Annotated in this window: 13 protein-coding genes; 1 reads left to right on the forward strand and 12 read right to left on the reverse strand. The window is 57.5% G+C overall.

The window, feature by feature from the left end; translation table 11 throughout:
• Positions 1 to 146: 146 nt before the first annotated feature.
• Complete coding sequence (gene amaB / locus AC19YY_RS09795; RefSeq protein ID WP_432754965.1) at positions 147 to 1,637, reverse strand: L-piperidine-6-carboxylate dehydrogenase; 1,491 nt, start codon at positions 1,635 to 1,637, stop codon at positions 147 to 149.
• A gap of 150 nt (positions 1,638 to 1,787) precedes the next feature.
• Here amaB and AC19YY_RS09800 point away from each other — a divergent pair, with 150 nt between their 5' ends.
• On the forward strand, positions 1,788 to 2,675 hold the full coding sequence (locus tag AC19YY_RS09800; protein ID WP_169952161.1) for a LysR substrate-binding domain-containing protein: 888 nt from the start codon (positions 1,788 to 1,790) through the stop codon (positions 2,673 to 2,675).
• 65 nt (positions 2,676 to 2,740) lie between these two features.
• Here AC19YY_RS09800 and AC19YY_RS09805 read toward each other — a convergent pair whose 3' ends face one another.
• From AC19YY_RS09805 to AC19YY_RS09855, 11 genes are all read right to left on the reverse strand, one after another.
• A complete protein-coding gene (locus AC19YY_RS09805; RefSeq protein WP_500604120.1) occupies positions 2,741 to 6,118 on the reverse strand; it encodes an ImcF-related family protein in 3,378 nt (1,125 codons plus the stop codon).
• A complete protein-coding gene (locus AC19YY_RS09810) occupies positions 6,105 to 7,232 on the reverse strand; it encodes a KPHS_23130 family T6SS system protein (protein WP_500604121.1) in 1,128 nt (375 codons plus the stop codon). The genes AC19YY_RS09805 and AC19YY_RS09810 overlap by 14 nt, the downstream gene beginning before the upstream one ends.
• Positions 7,229 to 7,492, reverse strand: a complete 264-nt coding sequence (locus AC19YY_RS09815; RefSeq protein ID WP_170042475.1) for a PAAR domain-containing protein — start codon at positions 7,490 to 7,492, stop codon at positions 7,229 to 7,231. Before AC19YY_RS09815 ends, AC19YY_RS09810 begins: the two co-directional genes overlap by 4 nt.
• On the reverse strand, positions 7,489 to 9,834 hold the full coding sequence (locus AC19YY_RS09820) for a T6SS phospholipase effector Tle1-like catalytic domain-containing protein (protein ID WP_500604122.1): 2,346 nt from the start codon (positions 9,832 to 9,834) through the stop codon (positions 7,489 to 7,491). Before AC19YY_RS09820 ends, AC19YY_RS09815 begins: the two co-directional genes overlap by 4 nt.
• Positions 9,822 to 10,334 carry a Tli1a family immunity protein gene (gene tli1a, locus AC19YY_RS09825; protein ID WP_500604202.1) on the reverse strand — a complete coding sequence of 171 codons (513 nt, stop codon included), beginning with the start codon at positions 10,332 to 10,334 and terminating at the stop codon, positions 9,822 to 9,824. Before tli1a (AC19YY_RS09825) ends, AC19YY_RS09820 begins: the two co-directional genes overlap by 13 nt.
• Positions 10,335 to 10,513: 179 nt before the next feature.
• On the reverse strand, positions 10,514 to 11,035 hold the full coding sequence (tli1a, locus tag AC19YY_RS09830; protein ID WP_500604203.1) for a Tli1a family immunity protein: 522 nt from the start codon (positions 11,033 to 11,035) through the stop codon (positions 10,514 to 10,516).
• Positions 11,036 to 11,205: 170 nt separating this feature from the next.
• Positions 11,206 to 11,718 (reverse strand): Tli1a family immunity protein, encoded by a 513-nt coding sequence (gene tli1a / locus AC19YY_RS09835; RefSeq protein WP_463671615.1) that lies wholly within the window; start codon positions 11,716 to 11,718, stop codon positions 11,206 to 11,208.
• Positions 11,719 to 11,897: 179 nt separating this feature from the next.
• The gene (tli1a, locus tag AC19YY_RS09840) at positions 11,898 to 12,419 is read right to left on the reverse strand and encodes a Tli1a family immunity protein (protein WP_262376983.1); all 522 of its coding nucleotides are present in this window, start codon (positions 12,417 to 12,419) and stop codon (positions 11,898 to 11,900) included.
• Positions 12,420 to 12,491: 72 nt separating this feature from the next.
• On the reverse strand, positions 12,492 to 12,986 hold the full coding sequence (locus AC19YY_RS09845) for a YceK/YidQ family lipoprotein (protein ID WP_500604123.1): 495 nt from the start codon (positions 12,984 to 12,986) through the stop codon (positions 12,492 to 12,494).
• A complete protein-coding gene (gene tla1, locus AC19YY_RS09850; RefSeq protein ID WP_169899448.1) occupies positions 12,983 to 13,738 on the reverse strand; it encodes a toxin Tle1 chaperone Tla1 in 756 nt (251 codons plus the stop codon). The genes AC19YY_RS09845 and tla1 overlap by 4 nt, the downstream gene beginning before the upstream one ends.
• Before the next feature lie 10 nt (positions 13,739 to 13,748).
• Positions 13,749 to 16,133, reverse strand: coding sequence for a type VI secretion system Vgr family protein (locus AC19YY_RS09855; RefSeq protein WP_500604124.1), 2,385 nt, complete (start codon positions 16,131 to 16,133; stop codon positions 13,749 to 13,751).
• Between the last annotated feature and the right edge of the window lie 185 nt (positions 16,134 to 16,318).

The raw sequence follows: 16,318 nt of genomic DNA on the forward strand, positions 1-16,318 counted from the left end.
ACTCCGGGATCTAACAAACAACTCTTATTCTGAATTGCGAACCCAATCGAATGTGGGAGCTGGCTTGCCAGCGATGACGATGGTGAATTCAATACCGCTATCGCCGGCAACCCAGCTCCCACATTGACCGCATTTCGGCTGGAGGCTCAGTCGAAGGTAATGCCCTGGGCCAACGGCAGCTCCAGCGAATAGTTCACGGTGTTGGTCTGCCGGCGCATGTATCCGCGCCAGGCATCCGAACCCGATTCACGCCCGCCACCGGTTTCTTTCTCGCCGCCAAACGCGCCACCGATCTCCGCGCCACTCGGCCCGATATTGACGTTGGCGATCCCGCAATCACTGCCCACCGCCGACATGAACTGCTCGGCCTCGCGCACATCGGTCGTAAAGATGCACGACGACAGGCCCTGCGGCACAGCGTTGTTCAAACGCAGCGCCTCGGTGAAGTCCTTGTAGCTCACTACATAGAGAATCGGCGCGAAAGTTTCGCTGCACACCACATCGCTCTGCTCAGGCATTTCGACGATGGCCGGCGCCACGTAGTAAGCGTTGGGGAACTGGTCCTGCAACTGACGCTTGCCGCCAAACACCTTGCCGCCTTCGCTCAGGGCCTGCTCCAGGGCGTCCTGCATGTTTTCAAAGCTGTGCTTGTCGATCAGCGGGCCGACCAGATTGCCTTCCAGAGGATGGCCGATGCGCACCTTGGAATACGCGGCCTTGAGGCGCGTGACGATTTCATCCTTGACCGACTCGTGGGCGATCAGCCGGCGCAGGCTGGTGCAGCGCTGGCCTGCGGTACCGACCGCGCTGAACAGGATGGCGCGCACGGCCATGTCCAGGTCGGCGCTGGGGCCGAGGATCATCGCGTTATTGCCGCCCAACTCCAGAATGCTGCGGGCAAACCGCGCGGCAACCTTGGGCGCCACTTCGCGGCCCATGCGCGTGCTGCCAGTAGCGCTGATCAGCGCCACGCGCGGGTCGTCCACCAGGGCGGCGCCGGCATCGCGCCCGCCAATGACCACCTGGCTGAGGTACGGTGGTGCATCGCTGAAGTTTTTCGCCACCCGCTCGAACAAGGCCTGGCAGGCCAGTGCGGTGAGCGGGGTCTTTTCCGAGGGTTTCCAGATCACCGCGTTGCCGCACACCAGCGCCAGCGCGGTATTCCACGCCCACACTGCGACCGGGAAGTTGAAGGCGCTGATCACGCCCACCACGCCCAGCGGGTGCCAGGTTTCACGCATATGGTGGCCAGGGCGCTCGGAGGCGATGGTCAGGCCATACAACTGGCGCGACAGGCCCACGGCGAAGTCGCAGATATCGATCATTTCCTGCACTTCCCCCAGGCCTTCCTGGGTGATCTTGCCGGCTTCCCACGACACCAACTCGCCCAGGTCGGCCTTGTACTCACGCAAAAGGTCGCCGAACTGGCGCACCAGTTCACCGCGACGGGGCGCCGGCACCTTGCGCCAGGCGTCGAATGCATGCTCGGCACGACTGACCTGCTGCTCGACCTCGGCGGCGCCTTCCCAGTGCACACTGGCAATGCGGCTGCCATCGATAGGGGAATGCACGGGCTGTTTCCCCGCCTGGTACAACGCCGGGTCTACCCCCAGACGATCAAGCAATGCGGCAACCATGGGTCACTCCTTCAATCCATCAACAAAAAATGCGCCGCAGCCCGCACGACGATCCAGGCCTTATTTGTAGCTGGCCCAGGACTTGCCAACAAACGACGATTAGGCGAGATATCATTCCGTTTATTCATGCAAAACAAAAAGAGGCATGCCGTGCTCAATAAAAGACATTTGCCCTCGATCACCGCGCTGCAATGCTTCGAGGCCGTGACCCGCCACCTGAGTTTCACCCGTGCCGCCGAGGAGCTGAACCTCACGCAGAGCGCCGTCAGCAAGCAGGTCGCGCAATTGGAAGAGTTGCTGCAGCACCTGCTGTTTCGCCGGGTGCGTCGGCGCTTGCAGATGACCCCGGCGGGCGACCTGTACCTGGTGGAAGTGCGCAAGATCCTGAGCCAGGTGGAGATGTCGACCCACTACCTGCGCTCCTACGGCGGCGAGACCGAAGTACTACGGGTGTCCACGCCCTACACCTTTGGCGCGCGCTGGCTGGTGCCACGTCTCAAGGGCTGGCGCCTGCGCCACCCGCAGATCCACCTGGACCTGTGCAACGAACAGACGCCAGACGAGTTGCTGCAAGGCAAGGCCGACCTGGCCTTCTACTTCGGCGCAGGCGCAAGGCCCGGCACCGAGAGCCTCAAGCTGTTCAGCGAGGAACTGGTGCCGGTGTGCGCCCCCGAGAGCCTGCCGGCCCTGCCCTTGCGCGACCCGACGCAACTGAGCGAACTGGTGCTGCTGCAAAACGCCTCACGCCCCCAGGGCTGGCACGACTGGTTCGCCAGCCTCGGCTACCAGACCGAACACAGCTACCACGGGCCGCGCTTTGACACCTTCTATATGTGCATCCGCGCCGCCCAGGTGGGCTGTGGCGTGGCGCTCCTGCCGCGTTTTCTAGTGGAAGAAGAGCTGGCAGACGGCAAGTTGGTGATCCCCTGGCAGCACGCACTGCCCAGCCAGGACGCGTACTACCTGGCGTACCCGGAGCATTCGGCGGAGGTGCCCAAGGTGCGGGATTTTGTGAAGTGGATGATGGAGCAGAAGTGAGCAAAGTGTCTGCGGCTAGAGCGGGATAGCAAACCATCCGCAGCAAGCCCCGCTCTCCAAAACCACTACCGATCAATCTGCGCATAGGGCACCTCTACAGCGCCCTCACTCAGAAATATCTGCTGCGGCAAGGTGAAGTCACGCAATTGCAGCAAGGCCAACGGCCCTGCGCCTAGTTCCGTGCGCAGGTTCCAGGTCAGGCTTGCGCCGTCTGGGGCCTTCAGCACCATACGATAGTGGCTGTCACCATCGTCCAGATGCGTGATTTGGGCTTTTTCCAGCAGGCGGATCAGGCCCCAAGTGCCCTGGAAGTCGCCGAACAGACGCTCGCCGGTATGAATGCTGGTCCAGCTCAGGCTGGCCCCCGGGTGGTCGCTGCGGCCCGGCCAGTTGAAGCGCTGCCAGATTTCGCGCTGGTTGAAATACTGGTGCTGTTCGCCATTGAGCACGAAGGTGGTTTGCACTACATCACGCACCGGTTTGCCTTGTAGATCGAAACTCAAGCCCATGCCGCCATCGGTGTAGATCACATCCGCCAAATGACTGAGCTGGTTGATCGCCGCCAGGAACTGCGGGTTGAAACGCAACCCCTGGCTGTGACGCGGATCGGCCACCCAACGACTGCCTTCCTTGCGCAATACGCCGCGCAGTTGGCGTTGCAAAAACTGCTCGATGCGCCCGGAGTCGGCGCGGATCATCTGCCCCAGCATCGGCAACGAGGAGTCGCTGGCGGTGTTTGCAAAAGGGTAACGACCGGCGAAGGCGCCTTGCCAGTCGGTGACCACCGCCCGTTGCCATTGATTGTTGAGCCCTGCCGCTGACGGTTGCAGCACCCGTTGCCAGGCTTGCTGCAGCGGCTGCACGAACAGCGTCTGGCCGACGCCACCCCACTCCGCGCCCAGGCTGGAGGCAATCAGGCTGCCGTAAGACTGGGTATCTGTCAGGTCGACGCTTTTGCCCTGAAATACGGTCTGCGCCAAGGCCTGGGTCATTTCCTGCGGGTCGGGCGCATTGCTCACTTGCTGCAATTTCAAACGTACCCGCGTGACCCGAGTGAGAAACGCTTGCAGGCTCAACCGGTCGTTATCAGCCTTGCCCTCCGCTTTGCCCAGCAACATCAGCAGCGGACCGAAGGTGGCATCCAGCGGGCTACGTGGCGTCTGAGTTTGCTGGTCGATCACCGGCACCTTGTCCTGGTCGATCAGCTTTTGTGCGGACTTGATCAGCGAGTCGGCCAATGCCTGCGTACGCGTCCCGGCTTGGCCCTGATAGGCCAGGGTGTTCATCAGTGCAATCAACGGCGACTGGCGCACATCGGTCATCAGGGTTAACTGGTCGATCACATCGGGCAGGCTGTCAGCCTGATGCCAGCGCAAGGTGTTGAGAAAATCCAGCCAGGCATTGGCGTAGTCCAAAAAGTAGCGCTCGATGAGACGCTCCTTGAGTACCTCCGGCGTCAATTCGGCGGCGATGTCGGCCTGCTTGTCGCTGAGCACCCAGTCGATTTCTTCGCGGCGCGCCTCGGCGATGTCGTCGATGGCCTGGCGCACCTGGCCTTCCCACGCTTGACGGGTGAACACGCCCGGCACGCTGGCTTCGGTGTAGAACAGCGCCAGGACGTCGGTCTCACCGACCATGTTTTGCACACCCATGTCAGGGTATTGGTTAGCAGCCAGGTCGAGGACTTGCTGGTACAGGCTGGTCTCGGCATTACGCTGGCCCAACTGGCCGAGCAGCACTTGCCGGGTCAGTGCTACCAGCGTCGGGTCAGCCTTGATGGCCCATTCAGGATGCGCCGCCAGATGCTCGCCATAGAACTGCCACAGCGTTGGCGACAGACCTTGCCACAGCCCCGGCGATACGCCAACACGCGACGGCTCGGCGTTGCTCAAGGCTTTGGTCAGAAAGACCGCATTGGCTTTTTGCGGGCGTGCCAGCATCAGATACGCCTTCAATTGCTCGTAGGCACTCTGAGCCCGCTCGGCCCGTTGCTCGCTGCCCGGTGGCAGGCTGATCAAGGCGTTGAGCTGGCGCTGCAAATTGGCCGCCGCCGGGTCACGCATCAAACGGTTGTTGACTTCGACATAACGCGGCCACACCACCTCGAACAAATCCGGGTTCTGGTTCAGACCGAAACGCTGATACCAGGGCACACCGTGTTCGGCGCGATAATCCAGGCGGGAGAGTTCGCGCACCAGGTCATTGAGCGCAGTCAGTTGCGCATCGCCGTTGCCCGGCTGCTCCAAGGTCGCCAACGAGGCCTGCACCTGGGCAATCTGCATCCGGTTGCTGACAAACGACAGCAACAGACCGGCGCCCCACAGCGTCGCCAGTCCCAGCATCAATACATAGGCGACACGCGGAACACTCCAGCCCAGCCGACGGCCACTGGCTTTATCGTCCAGCACGCCGTGCCACACCGGCGCGGCCGGCCAAACATGTTGAGCATCGCGCTGAGTACGCTGCACCGGCAGGCTGAACCACAACCCGCGTAACGGCACGCCACGGGCAAACTCACCGGCCAGAGGGGCCAGCGTGTGACGCCAACGGGCAATTCCCTCGCCCTGTAAGTCCCGCGACAGGCGTAGCAGGAAGTCATGGCTCATCTCACCATTCATCTGCGCCAGGCCCTCGCGGCGCAATGGCTCCAGCAACCGAGACAGAGAGGTTTCCAACGCCGCCGCCGTTAAACGTGCAGGCAACAGGCAACCGACCGGGCGTGCCTTGCGAGTAGCCTGAGACCATGCGCTGTCGCAGACATGCCACAGGTGCAACGGCAACTGCCAGCTCAGGCTGCGGGCCAGGCGCTGCAACTGATGAATGCCCGCCGCGATTGCGGCATCATCGGCGGCCTGGGTGTTGTTCAGCGCCCAGACCACGCCGTCCAGTGCGCGCCAGCGGCTGAGGCCAGCCCATTGTGTAGGGAATGATTGGTCCCGCGTCGACTGGGCACTACCGCCCCACAAGAGCACGGTGCCTTGGCCTTCCAGCCAGCGTTTATCGGCCAGGGTCGGGGCTATGGCTTCGACTTGCGCGGGTTCGCCGAGGACCAATAGGAGGCGGACTTTACGGCGCCAGAAGAAGCCGTAGCATTCGCGCAGGTGCTCGCGCAGCTCTCCTACCTTTGCCGCGTCTGGCGATGTCGGTTCCGGGTTCAATCGCAAGTTCGGCGTCTCAGCGTCCGCCCCCACAACCCGCCGTGCCTGGCGAAGCGCCAGACGATCCCATGCCAGCAAAATGACCGGGCAGAACCAGCAGAGCGCGAACCACAGCCCCAGGCCCCACAGCAGTAAGTGCTTGATCGGAATTTTCGGCCAGCCCAGATAGCCGCCACACAAGCCATACAACAGGCCACCGAGCAGCACCAGCAGCGTCATGATCAGTAGATAGCCCAACCCCACGCGCACCAAAGAGCCCTTACCTACGTCTTTAACTGTTGCCATGAGGCACCGCCACTCCAATCGCCAATCGTTTGTTTCCATCCTGGCTCAGCCAACCACAGGGCTGACCCGCCTCTCCCGCCTGCAGCAATGCCAGGGACATCCCGATAAATGGCGCAAGGTGCGCCAGCACGCCCCATTGCCCGGCCAGTTGATGCCCCACCGCTGACCAACCGCCCTCTACAAACGCTGCCTGGCTGGTTTTATCCAGTGCCAGGCAGGTGGTCGGAGGAGATTGCAGCCCGGCGTAACGCTGCATCTGTGTACAGAGTTCGACAGGAGACTCGCTCGCCAGGTATTCACCGCGATGCAACAACTGCCGGCCCTGTCGGCTTGCCCGCCAGAGGAAGCCGGCTTCACCTGTCAGCTCACCCTCGTCTGCGCTCTCCACCGACACCACACCGGCGCACAACAGCCAATCGTTCTCGCCACAGCAATCGCGGTGGAAGGTATCAATCAGGTCATCCAAATCAGTCAGGTTCTGTAATGACAAACGGGCCTTGGGCAACACCACGCCCGCCCGGGCCAGCGCCTCAACGAAAGCAGCCTGGCTGCTCTCATCTCCTACCCATGCAATCGCCCGCAGTTGCGACCAGCCCTCGACCAGCCCTGGGAGCGCCAGGGTCAAGCGAGCCAAATGCCGGGCCAGGGCCGGGGCACGCTCGGTGAGAGCACTCATCGACAACGGACAACGCAACATGAGATGCGTGGCGCCGGGTGTCGCCAAAGGCTTCGACAGCGGGACGTCTTTCATCAAGTTGCGGTAATCGGTTTGCACATCACCCGCAGGTCCCAGTAACAACACGTCCTGCACCGGTAGCCCGAGAGAGCGCCATTGCCACCAACGCTGTATGGCGGTCTCCAGCGTACGTAGATACACCGTGCGATTGAACAGTTCGATCTGCCACACCACCACACGCACCGCCAGCACCAACGCCCAGCACAGCGGCAGCACTGCACTCCACAGCCACAGCTCCAGGCGCGGTTGCTCCTGGGGCCACACCAACAGCAAGACTGCCGACTGCGTCCCCCACAGCAGCACTAACCCCAGCCACCAGCGTCCCCAGCGTGGTGCGTCCGGTTCGATAGAGCCAGGGTATTCAGGGGGGCCATTCATGGCGCGACACTCATAAAAGTTGCCGCCAAGGTGCTGACCAACTGGCAACCGCACGCGCAACGATGGCCATCCAGCGCCACAGGTTTGCCGTCCATGGTAGAAATCGAGGTACCTTCAATAATGTGCGTCATGCCATGCAAATTGCAGCGGACTTGATCGTCTACACAGGCCACTGGTTTGCCGAAGGCTTCGTAGTGTCCCGATAACACCTCACCGCCGAAGGGGTGCAATGGGTCGCCCAGCCGTACCAGAGGCATCATGAGACCACCGCCTTCACCTGCTCGACCAAGCTGCCCGTCTTGCGCAACATCGCACTGGTCTGCTCGATACGCTGCATATAGTCATCCAGCGAGATCTGGCGCTTCTGTTCGGCCACCACCTGGCCGATATGGCGGGTCGGTTGCAGGAGTTTCTCGGCGCCCGGCAGGAACGGCATCGCCAAGCCAGTGGCTTTATCGATTACCTGATAACCAATGGTCGCCGCACCTATGCCCCCCGCCAGGCCGCCAAGTCCACCCAGTGCCCCACCACGCTTAATGCCATACACCGTGGCCCCGGCAATCATCGCCACGCCCACTATGCGACCGGCCACAACCACCGGGGACAGATCGCGGCTGTTGTCGTTGCCAAAATAGGTCATGCGATAAAAGAAGTAACCTGCCCACATCTCCCGTGTTGTCAACGCATCGTGCATGAACCAGGCACGAGAGTCGTGTATCTGGTCATCGAACAACGACACCAACAGGGCCATGTCCGGATCCGCGCTAGGCGTGCCTTGAGTGTCACGGAACAGTTGCTCACTGCGCCGCTTGCCCTCGGCCCTGAGGGTTGCGTGGTCTTTGCTCTCATCATTTTGGTTGAGCAGGTAAATCGCATCGCGCAGCACCACATCAAGAACGGTGCCTTTCCAATTAGTCTGTTCACGCTTGGTGTCCAGGTAATCACTCTTGAATTCCGCGGCGGCCTGGCTGAGCTGGGTCTGGTCGATTGTCGGTTCGTAGATCCGCGGGCCCGGCAGATTAGGGTTTTCCAGTCGTTTACGCGGCAGGCCTGCCACTTCCTTTTCATAGTCCTTGCGCTCTTCACTCGCAATGTAAGCCGTGACTTCTTTGGCCTGAGTGAAATACGGCTGGCGTTTGTAGCTGTCGTTATCATCCTTGAGGTCATTAACATAACGGCCAATGCGCCAGCCGGTGATCCAGCCCAATTGATCAGCCAAAGTGTCTTCTACGGTGGTGCTCAGCCTAGGTGGTTTGTACTCCCAGGCAAGGCCATTAATGGACTCCTCGGTTTCGATAACCTGTAGGGTTTTGCTCCGCCAGGCGTTGAAGCGTTCGACTAACTCATCGCTCAGTCCAAACTCTCTATCCGTCATAGGACTCATGACACGCCATAACTTCTGAGTAAGCAGCGTTTTCGGCAACACCTCCTCAGGCACCTGCAACGGTGCACCCGCTGCAAAAGCTGCCGCATACAGGTCGTGCAGGACGATCTGTGACATCAATTCATTAGTGCCACCACGAGCCTTGCCCTGGTCATTTTCGGGGTAGCCGCCGCCAACATCGGAGTGCACACCGGGGTACACCACCTCATAGGTGTTGGCCGGATACTGGCCGTTCTCGTTCCGGATCGAATCTAGCGGGAAGCATGAGCGCTGCTCAAAGCCGGCGACAAAATGTCGGCAACACTTGACCAGCTTCGGGAAGCGCTGTGCATCCGGCAATAACTGGGTGTCATCGGCCCAATCCATGTGCCCAGCGAAAAACGGGGCCGCATGGGCGATGCCCACCGAGGCCACGGTGTCCAGCACACCGAGAAATTCGACGCTCACGGGTAAGCCCGCCAGTTCTTGAACAGGTTGTTCGCCGCCCTCAGGGGTGTCGAACAACTGGCTCAGCCAGGTGACAAAAGTACGGGCCTCGGCTGCTCCTCGGGAGAAGCCGTACACAAACAGTTTGACCCCCAGCACGCGAGGCTTGGCCAATTCCGTTTTGGCCTGCAAGGGGGCCAATAACTCGTTCATCGTCCGCCGCCGGTTACCTTGGCCGAGGGCACTCATCAGCGGCGCCTTCAAGGTACTCATGGCCTCGACCTTAGTTTTAGCAACAGCGTCATCAATTCCGCTTTTGGTCAGTGCAAATGACAGGGCACTGGCTACCTGCACCAACGCCCAGTTGATGCGATCCTCACCCCCAGTGGCATATTTCAGCCCACCTTCGCTGTAATCCAGCTCACCAATTTCGGGAAACGGAGTACCGACACCCGGCATGTAATAAGAAAAATAGCCTTTGCTCTTGGCATCATCGTCTTGAATCGACGCATGATAGAGTTTGGCGATATTACTGGGGTGGTTACTCTTGGTATCGTTACTGTCGTTATTGTTGGTGCCATCTAAAAATAGACTGATATGCAGACTATGACAGCAGTCGGAATGCCGCTTCTGCCCTCTGGAATTGATCCCCTGACGGAAAATATTCTCTTCGGAGGTTTGCTTGTTGTAATTGGCGGTCACCACTGTAGTTTTCGTCGGCAAACGACCACTGACAGGAAAAACCGGAGGAGCCCAAGCTTTAGCTATGGAATTGTTTTTCATTTCGGACATACAGCGGGCTCCTTCATTTGCTTAGGCTCTTTAATCGGGTTGTTCGGCGAGCCGTAGCCCCAGCAAGAAGTGGTGACTTTGACCTGATTACAGACTAAAAAATGCACAGTCAGACCACATCTTTTAGTTCCCAGCCACTCCGGAATATCCACTGTGGCGCTGTGACGCTGAAACTTCGCCTCATGTTCAGCCCATGCCTTCTCGTCAAAGCCATAACCTGTAGTTTTTTTCTTTATTTTTGCAAAAGGGTCAGGGTCGACTTCCCACTCGACATTAGCCTTCAAACCAGGTCGCCACTTAGTCGGCATGATGATGCAGCACGAACTCCCGCCGCCTCCATGGGCCCTGTAACCATTGACCGAAAACCAATTGATTGCACTCAAGGTATGGTTGACGGCCTGTATATTTCCGCCCGCCATTTCGTTATCCGCCGAGGAACATCCGAATAGCATTAAGGCCAGCAAGCCACACAATCCTTGCATCAGCGATTTTCTCATCATTAATTTCATAGCCTTAAACCTCCCTGACCACAACCAAACTAAAAATGTTGCGCACGTAACTAAATAGTCACTCCAAGGTTTGTTTTTGTAATTGGCGGTCACCACCGACGTCTCGGAAGGCAAACGACCACTGACAGGAAAAACCGGAGGAGCCCAAGCTTTAGCTATGGAGTTGCTTTTCACTTCGGACATACAGCGGGCTCCTTCATTTGCTTAGGCTCTTTAATCGGGTTGTTCGGCGAGCCGTAGCCCCAGCAAGAAGTTGTGACTTTGATCTGATTACAGACTAAAAAATGCACCTTAAGATCACAAGACTCTGTACCTGGCCACTCCGGAATTTCCACTGTGACTCTATGGTGCTGATAATTGGCTTTATGTTTAGCTTGTGCGGCTCGATAGCCATCAGTTCCTAACGGCGGCCATTTTGAGTAAGCAAAAGGGTCAGGGTCGACTTCCCACTCGACATTAGCCTTCAAACCAGGTCGCCACTTAGTCGGCATGATGATGCAGCACGAACTCCCGCCTCCTCCATGGGCCCTGTAACCATTGACCGAAAACCAATTGATTGCACTCAAGGTATGATTGACGGCCTGTATATTTCCGGCCGCCATTTCGTTATCCGCAGAGGAACATCCGAATAGCATTAAGGCCAACAAGCCACACAACCCTTGCATCAGAAATTTTCTCATCATTAATTTCATAGCCTTAAACCTCCCTGACCACAACCAAACTAAAAATGTTGCGCACGTAAATAAATAGTCACTCCAAGGTTTGTTTTTGTAATTGGCGGTCACCACCGACGTCTCGGAAGGCAAACGACCACTGACAGGAAAAACCGGAGGAGCCCAAGCTTTAGCTATGGAATTGTTTTTCATTTCGGACATACAGCGGGCTCCTTCATTTGCTTAGGCTCTTTAATCGGGTTGTTCGGCGAGCCGTAGCCCCAGCAAGAAGTGGTGACTTTGACCTGATTACAGACTAAAAAATGCACTTTAAGATCACAAGACTCTGTACCTGGCCACTCTGGTATATCCACTGTGGCGCTGTGGCGCTGAAACTTCGCTTCATGTTCAGCCCATGCCTTCTCGTCAAAGCCATAACCTGTAGTTTTTTTCTTTATTTTTGCAAAAGGGTCAGGGTCGACTTCCCACTCGACATTAGCCTTCAAACCAGGCCGCCACTTAGTCGGCATGATGATGCAGCACGAACTCCCGCCTCCTCCATGGGCCCTGTAACCATTGACCGAAAACCAATTGATTGCACTCAAAGTATGGTTGACGGCCTGTAGATTCCCGCCCGCCATTTCGTTATCCGCAGAGGAACATCCGAATAGCATTAAGGCCAGCAAGCCACACAATCCTTGCATCAGCGATTTTCTCATCATTAATTTCATAGCCTTAAACCTCCCTGACCACAACCAAACTAAAAATGTTGCGCACGTAACTAAATAGTCACTCCAAGGTTTGTTTTTGTAATTGGCGGTCACCACCGACGTCTCGGAAGGCAAACGACCACTGACAGGAAACCTGGGAGGGGCCCAAGCTTTAGCCACTGAGTTATTTTTCACTTCGGGCATACGGCTGGCTCCTTCATTCCCATAGGGTCTTTAATGGGATAATTGGGTGAACTAGGTGCCCAGCACGAACTCGTGAGTTTTATCTTATTGCAGACCAAAAAATGCACAGTCAGACCACATCTTTTAGTTTCCGGCCACTCCGGAATATCCACTGTGGCCCTGTGGTGCTGATAATTGGCTTTATGTTTAGCTTGCGCAGCTCGATAGCCATCAGTTCCTAACGACGGCCATTTTGAGTAAGCAAAAGGATCAGGATCGACTTCCCATTCGATATTAGCTTTCAAACCAGGACGCCATTTAATCGGCATGATAATGCAGCAAGATCGCCCGCCCCCTCCGTCAGCTCTATAACCATTGACCGATAACCAATTGATTGCACTCAAGGTATGGTTGACGGCCTGTATATTCCCGCCCGCCATTTCGTTATCCGCAGAGGAACATCCGAATAACATTAAGGCCAGCAAGCCACACAATCCTTGCATCAGCGATTTTCTCATCATTAATTTCATAGCCTTAAACTTCCATGATCACAGCCAAACTAAAAATGTCGCGCACGTAACCAAACAGTCACTTCAGAACTACTAATTGCGCGCACCAAAACAGAAGCCCATATCAAGGCCCAAATTTTTGAGTGCCACTTCATCCGGCCCGCCCTCCGCGAGGCAGTATTTATCTCTAAGATACGCACTGAATTTTCGTTCTTCGACTATCTTTTTTTGATGATCGCTATACAACATCACTGTATCGACCACGAAATCTACGGGCATACTGAGCAGAGTGGCAAAAGGGCACACTATGCTTAGATAACAAAACATAGGTACGTAGTCGTAGCCACCGCGGCCTTCCAACGAAAGTAATCTCCAGTCATATTGAACACCTGTATAGTAGTGACCTGAGCCACTGTAGACTTTCGATGACTCGCCTCGCTCAACTAATGTTCCGCAGCCGGCAATAATGGCTACTAGGCAAAACAACGCGATCAAAACCAATCGCTTCAGCACACCGAACTCTTGCCTGAACGAATTTTCTGTATTCCGAACAAGCTGACCATACAATGCTGCTTGTTTGAAGCTCACAGTTTTAGCCTCACGTATTCTGTCAAATCACCAAAGTAGTTTTCCTGGCTGGCCTGTACGACTAATGCATATAAAGAGGCGAAAACCAGCTCCCGACTCTCTTCCAAGCCATCAAAATTCCCACCATCCAGCAATTGCTGTGCATCTCCAATACAACCGATCAAATCGCATTGCTGATCGCTGAGCTCCAGGAACGGGCTAACTTCGATACTGCCCTGATGTGCCTGGCAATTACCTTGCAACCATTGCGACTGATCATCCCGATCCAACCAGCCCCAATAGCAGGCCGTTTGCAGATATTCGCCACGCTGGTCAGTGGTCAGGATCGACGACATCAGCAAGGGAAAAATTCGCGGGTCGTAATAACGCAACAAGCCTGCCTGCCCACCCCACTGCATTTGCGACAGGGCTTGCAGGGCGTGGCTCAATGCCTCGAAGGGTAATGGAGAGATCACCACCACCAGCCGGGCATCGGCGGCGCAGTGAGTCATCAACTCCTCCAACCAGGCTTTATGTTGCCAATGCGCCAGATCCAGACGCATCAACAGAGGGGCCTGATCCAGCAGGTTTTCTTCGGGCGTACCGCTGAACAGTGAGAACCACGGAACTTCTGGCCTCAACATCTTCAGCGCAGGTACTGCGCAGTTGTTCCAAGCGGATTGGTCGAGCAGTAGATCAACCTGTTGGATGCCGACGCTGGCACATACCTGTTCGATCTGCTCTTGCCATTGAGTAGGTGTTGTCATCTGCATTCCCCTTCGATCAACCTTCGCGTTTCAGTAAACCGATGGCATTTTTTCGAGCCCTTTCAAGGCACTCTTTACACACCGACTGCGGCAACTCAGGCATCGGAAAACTCTGGCTGGTCGTGGTTTCCCAGACGTGTTGGCCCTTAAGGTTGAGCTTGCCAGGGGTGTGGATGTCGATAGCCCCGGCTGGGGTGATGCGGATGTAACCGCCGCCGCAAGCCAGGGTGATGCCATTTTTGGCGGTCAATTGCAGGTGGCCTTGTACCGACTGCATGGTGATGTCTTGCTGGGCAATCAGATTCAACACGTCGCCGTGGGACTCAATTTCCAGCGGCCCCTTGCCGGACACCAGGCGCATGCCTTCCTGCTGGGCCAGCAGGGAGATGCCTTGATTGGCATGGGCAGACAATCGCTGGGCGGCGGCCAGGTTGATCTCGTCGTTGCTTTGCACGTACAGCGCGTCGCCGCTTTTGAGCAGCAAGCTGGCAGGGGTCACTGCACCGATGCCCTTGGGGGCGCTGAGCAGGATGGCCGAGGCGTTCAGGTCTTTGGCGCTGTCCTGAAACTGTTGCAAGCCGTCGATGGCGGGCTGGCGGCTATGGTGCGCCTGAGCGATCTCCTGCCAGTCGGCAATTTGCTGTTTCGCGCCCTGGACCTGACTGGAAGCAGGTTCCATGGCCAGTACGTCACCGGTGGCCTGGGCCTGTTCATCAGCACTGATAAACACCCCTTTCCCGCCACGAATTGCGCCCCAACCGTCAGTACGCAGTTCAAACCCTTCGCCACGTTTTTTGCGCTCGGCATCCACCAAATGCCCCAAGTTGAGTTGACTCTTACCACTGTGCTCAGTACTGAGCTTGACGTGCTCCTGCCCCCGCGTGTCATCCATACGCAGTTTGTTATTCGCCGGCGTACGCAGCACGTTGCGTTTGTAGTTGCGCAAGGTCACGTGGTCAACGTGCTGGCTGTCGTGCAGCGCGTGGGCAATGTAGGGCCGGTCTGGGTCGCCTTGTTCGAAGGCGATGGCCACTTCGGTGCCGGGGATCAGCAGCAGGTGCAGGCCGTGGGTGTCGCCGGCGTACGGGCGGGCCAGGCGTAACCACAGGCTTTCTTCGCCGGGTTTCCAGCTGTCGCGGTCGAAGAGGAAGTTAACTTTGTATCGACCTTCGATATCGATATGGCCGTACGGGTCGTGCTCCTGCGGGCTGGTGACGCGGGCCGGGACGGTGCCGGCGATTTGTGGCTTTTTTTGCAGCGGGGGGCGGAAGCACACAGTTTCCGAGTAAGGAATCGCCTCAAAGTTGACCTCAAAACTGCGATCACGAGCAGCACGGGTGGTCAGGTGGGTAATCACCGCACCGGGACCAAAGGCTTGCGGGGCGCCGCCGGAGATTTTCAGGACTTGGCCGGGTGCCAGGGTGGCGCTGCTGCTGGTGCCGCTGAGATGAGTCTGGTCGTTGAGGTAGCGTTCGTGACGCAGGCGCGCGTAGAAAAAACCGCTTTCGCTTTGCAGGTCTTCGTCCTGGGCATGAGGATCGCCGAGGCCGGTGTAGGGTTCAGCGTAGTGATAGGCCTCGCCGTAGGTGGTACTCGCGCCACGGCTTTGGTCGACGTCGCCGTTGAGTTGGGCATTGGCGACACGGTGGTAGTAGGCGCGGATGTTGACGTGCTGCTCCACCACCTGATGGCTCGATTGCAAGGCCCACACGCCGTCTTGCCCGCTGCTGCTGGTGCCGGACTGCGGACGGTAAGGCAGCTCGACGTCGAACTGGTAGTGACGCTGATCATCGTGAAATTCCACCACGTCGATGTTCAGGCGTTCGTCGCGGGTGAGGCGGTACCAGATGCCCACGTCGGCCAGCAGACGCGAGATAAAGGCCAGGTCGCTTTCGCCGTATTGCATGACCTGTTCGCGCTTGGGGTATTCGCGCACCAGGCTGAAGAGAAAGTCCTGGCCTTCAAAATCGTGGCGGCTGCGCAGGATACTTTCGACAATGTCCGGTACTGATTGGTGTTGATAGATACGAAATTGTTGGCCCCGTCCCAGCAACGCCAGACGCGGTTCCAGGATGACTTCGTAGCGGGCTTCGTCCAGCGAGCCGGACAGGCGCTTGAATCCGGTGACCACGCCATGAAGTGTGCGCAGTGGTTTAACCGCCAGTGGGGTGAAACCGCGCCTCTGCACATTTTGCGGCGCACCATTCATGCTGAAACTGGCACTCTGCCCAATCATGGCACCGGCAGTAAGATCACGCTCGATACAGGTGAACTCAACACGATAGACAAAGGGCAGGCTAAGCCGCTCTTCGCCGGTGAAATTCAAGACATCAAGGCGGGGCTCAACGTTGCGCACCCTCAGGGTGTGTCGGCTGTGGTCGAAAAAGGGAGTCGAATTCATTGGCGCTCCCTATTCAGCACACAAGACACCGGGTCGCCCCTTCGCTGAAACGTGTGGTTCGAACCTGCTGATACAGTGCTGGATATCATTCATGTCAGTCCCTGGGTAAGCCTCTTCACAAAGAGCCAGGAGGGTAAAGGCTCCTTATCACCCAGTAATGTCGGAGCATTCGTCTTTCCCAGAAG

The sequence above is a fragment of the Pseudomonas sp. MF09156 genome, assembly GCF_059862305.1.

Excerpts from the sequence above, each read along its gene's own strand:
- tli1a (WP_500604203.1), bottom strand. The coding sequence starts at position 11,035 with ATGAAATTAATGATGAGAAAATTTCTGATGCAAGGGTTGTGTGGCTTG.
- AC19YY_RS09815 (WP_170042475.1), bottom strand. The coding sequence starts at position 7,492 with ATGATGCCTCTGGTACGGCTGGGCGACCCATTGCACCCCTTCGGCGGT.
- amaB (WP_432754965.1), bottom strand. The coding sequence starts at position 1,637 with ATGGTTGCCGCATTGCTTGATCGTCTGGGGGTAGACCCGGCGTTGTAC.
- tli1a (WP_262376983.1), bottom strand. The coding sequence starts at position 12,419 with ATGAAATTAATGATGAGAAAATCGCTGATGCAAGGATTGTGTGGCTTG.
- tli1a (WP_463671615.1), bottom strand. The coding sequence starts at position 11,718 with ATGATGAGAAAATCGCTGATGCAAGGATTGTGTGGCTTGCTGGCCTTA.
- AC19YY_RS09810 (WP_500604121.1), bottom strand. The coding sequence starts at position 7,232 with ATGAATGGCCCCCCTGAATACCCTGGCTCTATCGAACCGGACGCACCA.
- tli1a (WP_500604202.1), bottom strand. The coding sequence starts at position 10,334 with ATGATGAGAAAATCGCTGATGCAAGGATTGTGTGGCTTGCTGGCCTTA.
- AC19YY_RS09805 (WP_500604120.1), bottom strand. The coding sequence starts at position 6,118 with ATGGCAACAGTTAAAGACGTAGGTAAGGGCTCTTTGGTGCGCGTGGGG.
- tla1 (WP_169899448.1), bottom strand. The coding sequence starts at position 13,738 with ATGCAGATGACAACACCTACTCAATGGCAAGAGCAGATCGAACAGGTA.
- AC19YY_RS09855 (WP_500604124.1), bottom strand. The coding sequence starts at position 16,133 with ATGAATTCGACTCCCTTTTTCGACCACAGCCGACACACCCTGAGGGTG.
- AC19YY_RS09820 (WP_500604122.1), bottom strand. The coding sequence starts at position 9,834 with ATGTCCGAAATGAAAAACAATTCCATAGCTAAAGCTTGGGCTCCTCCG.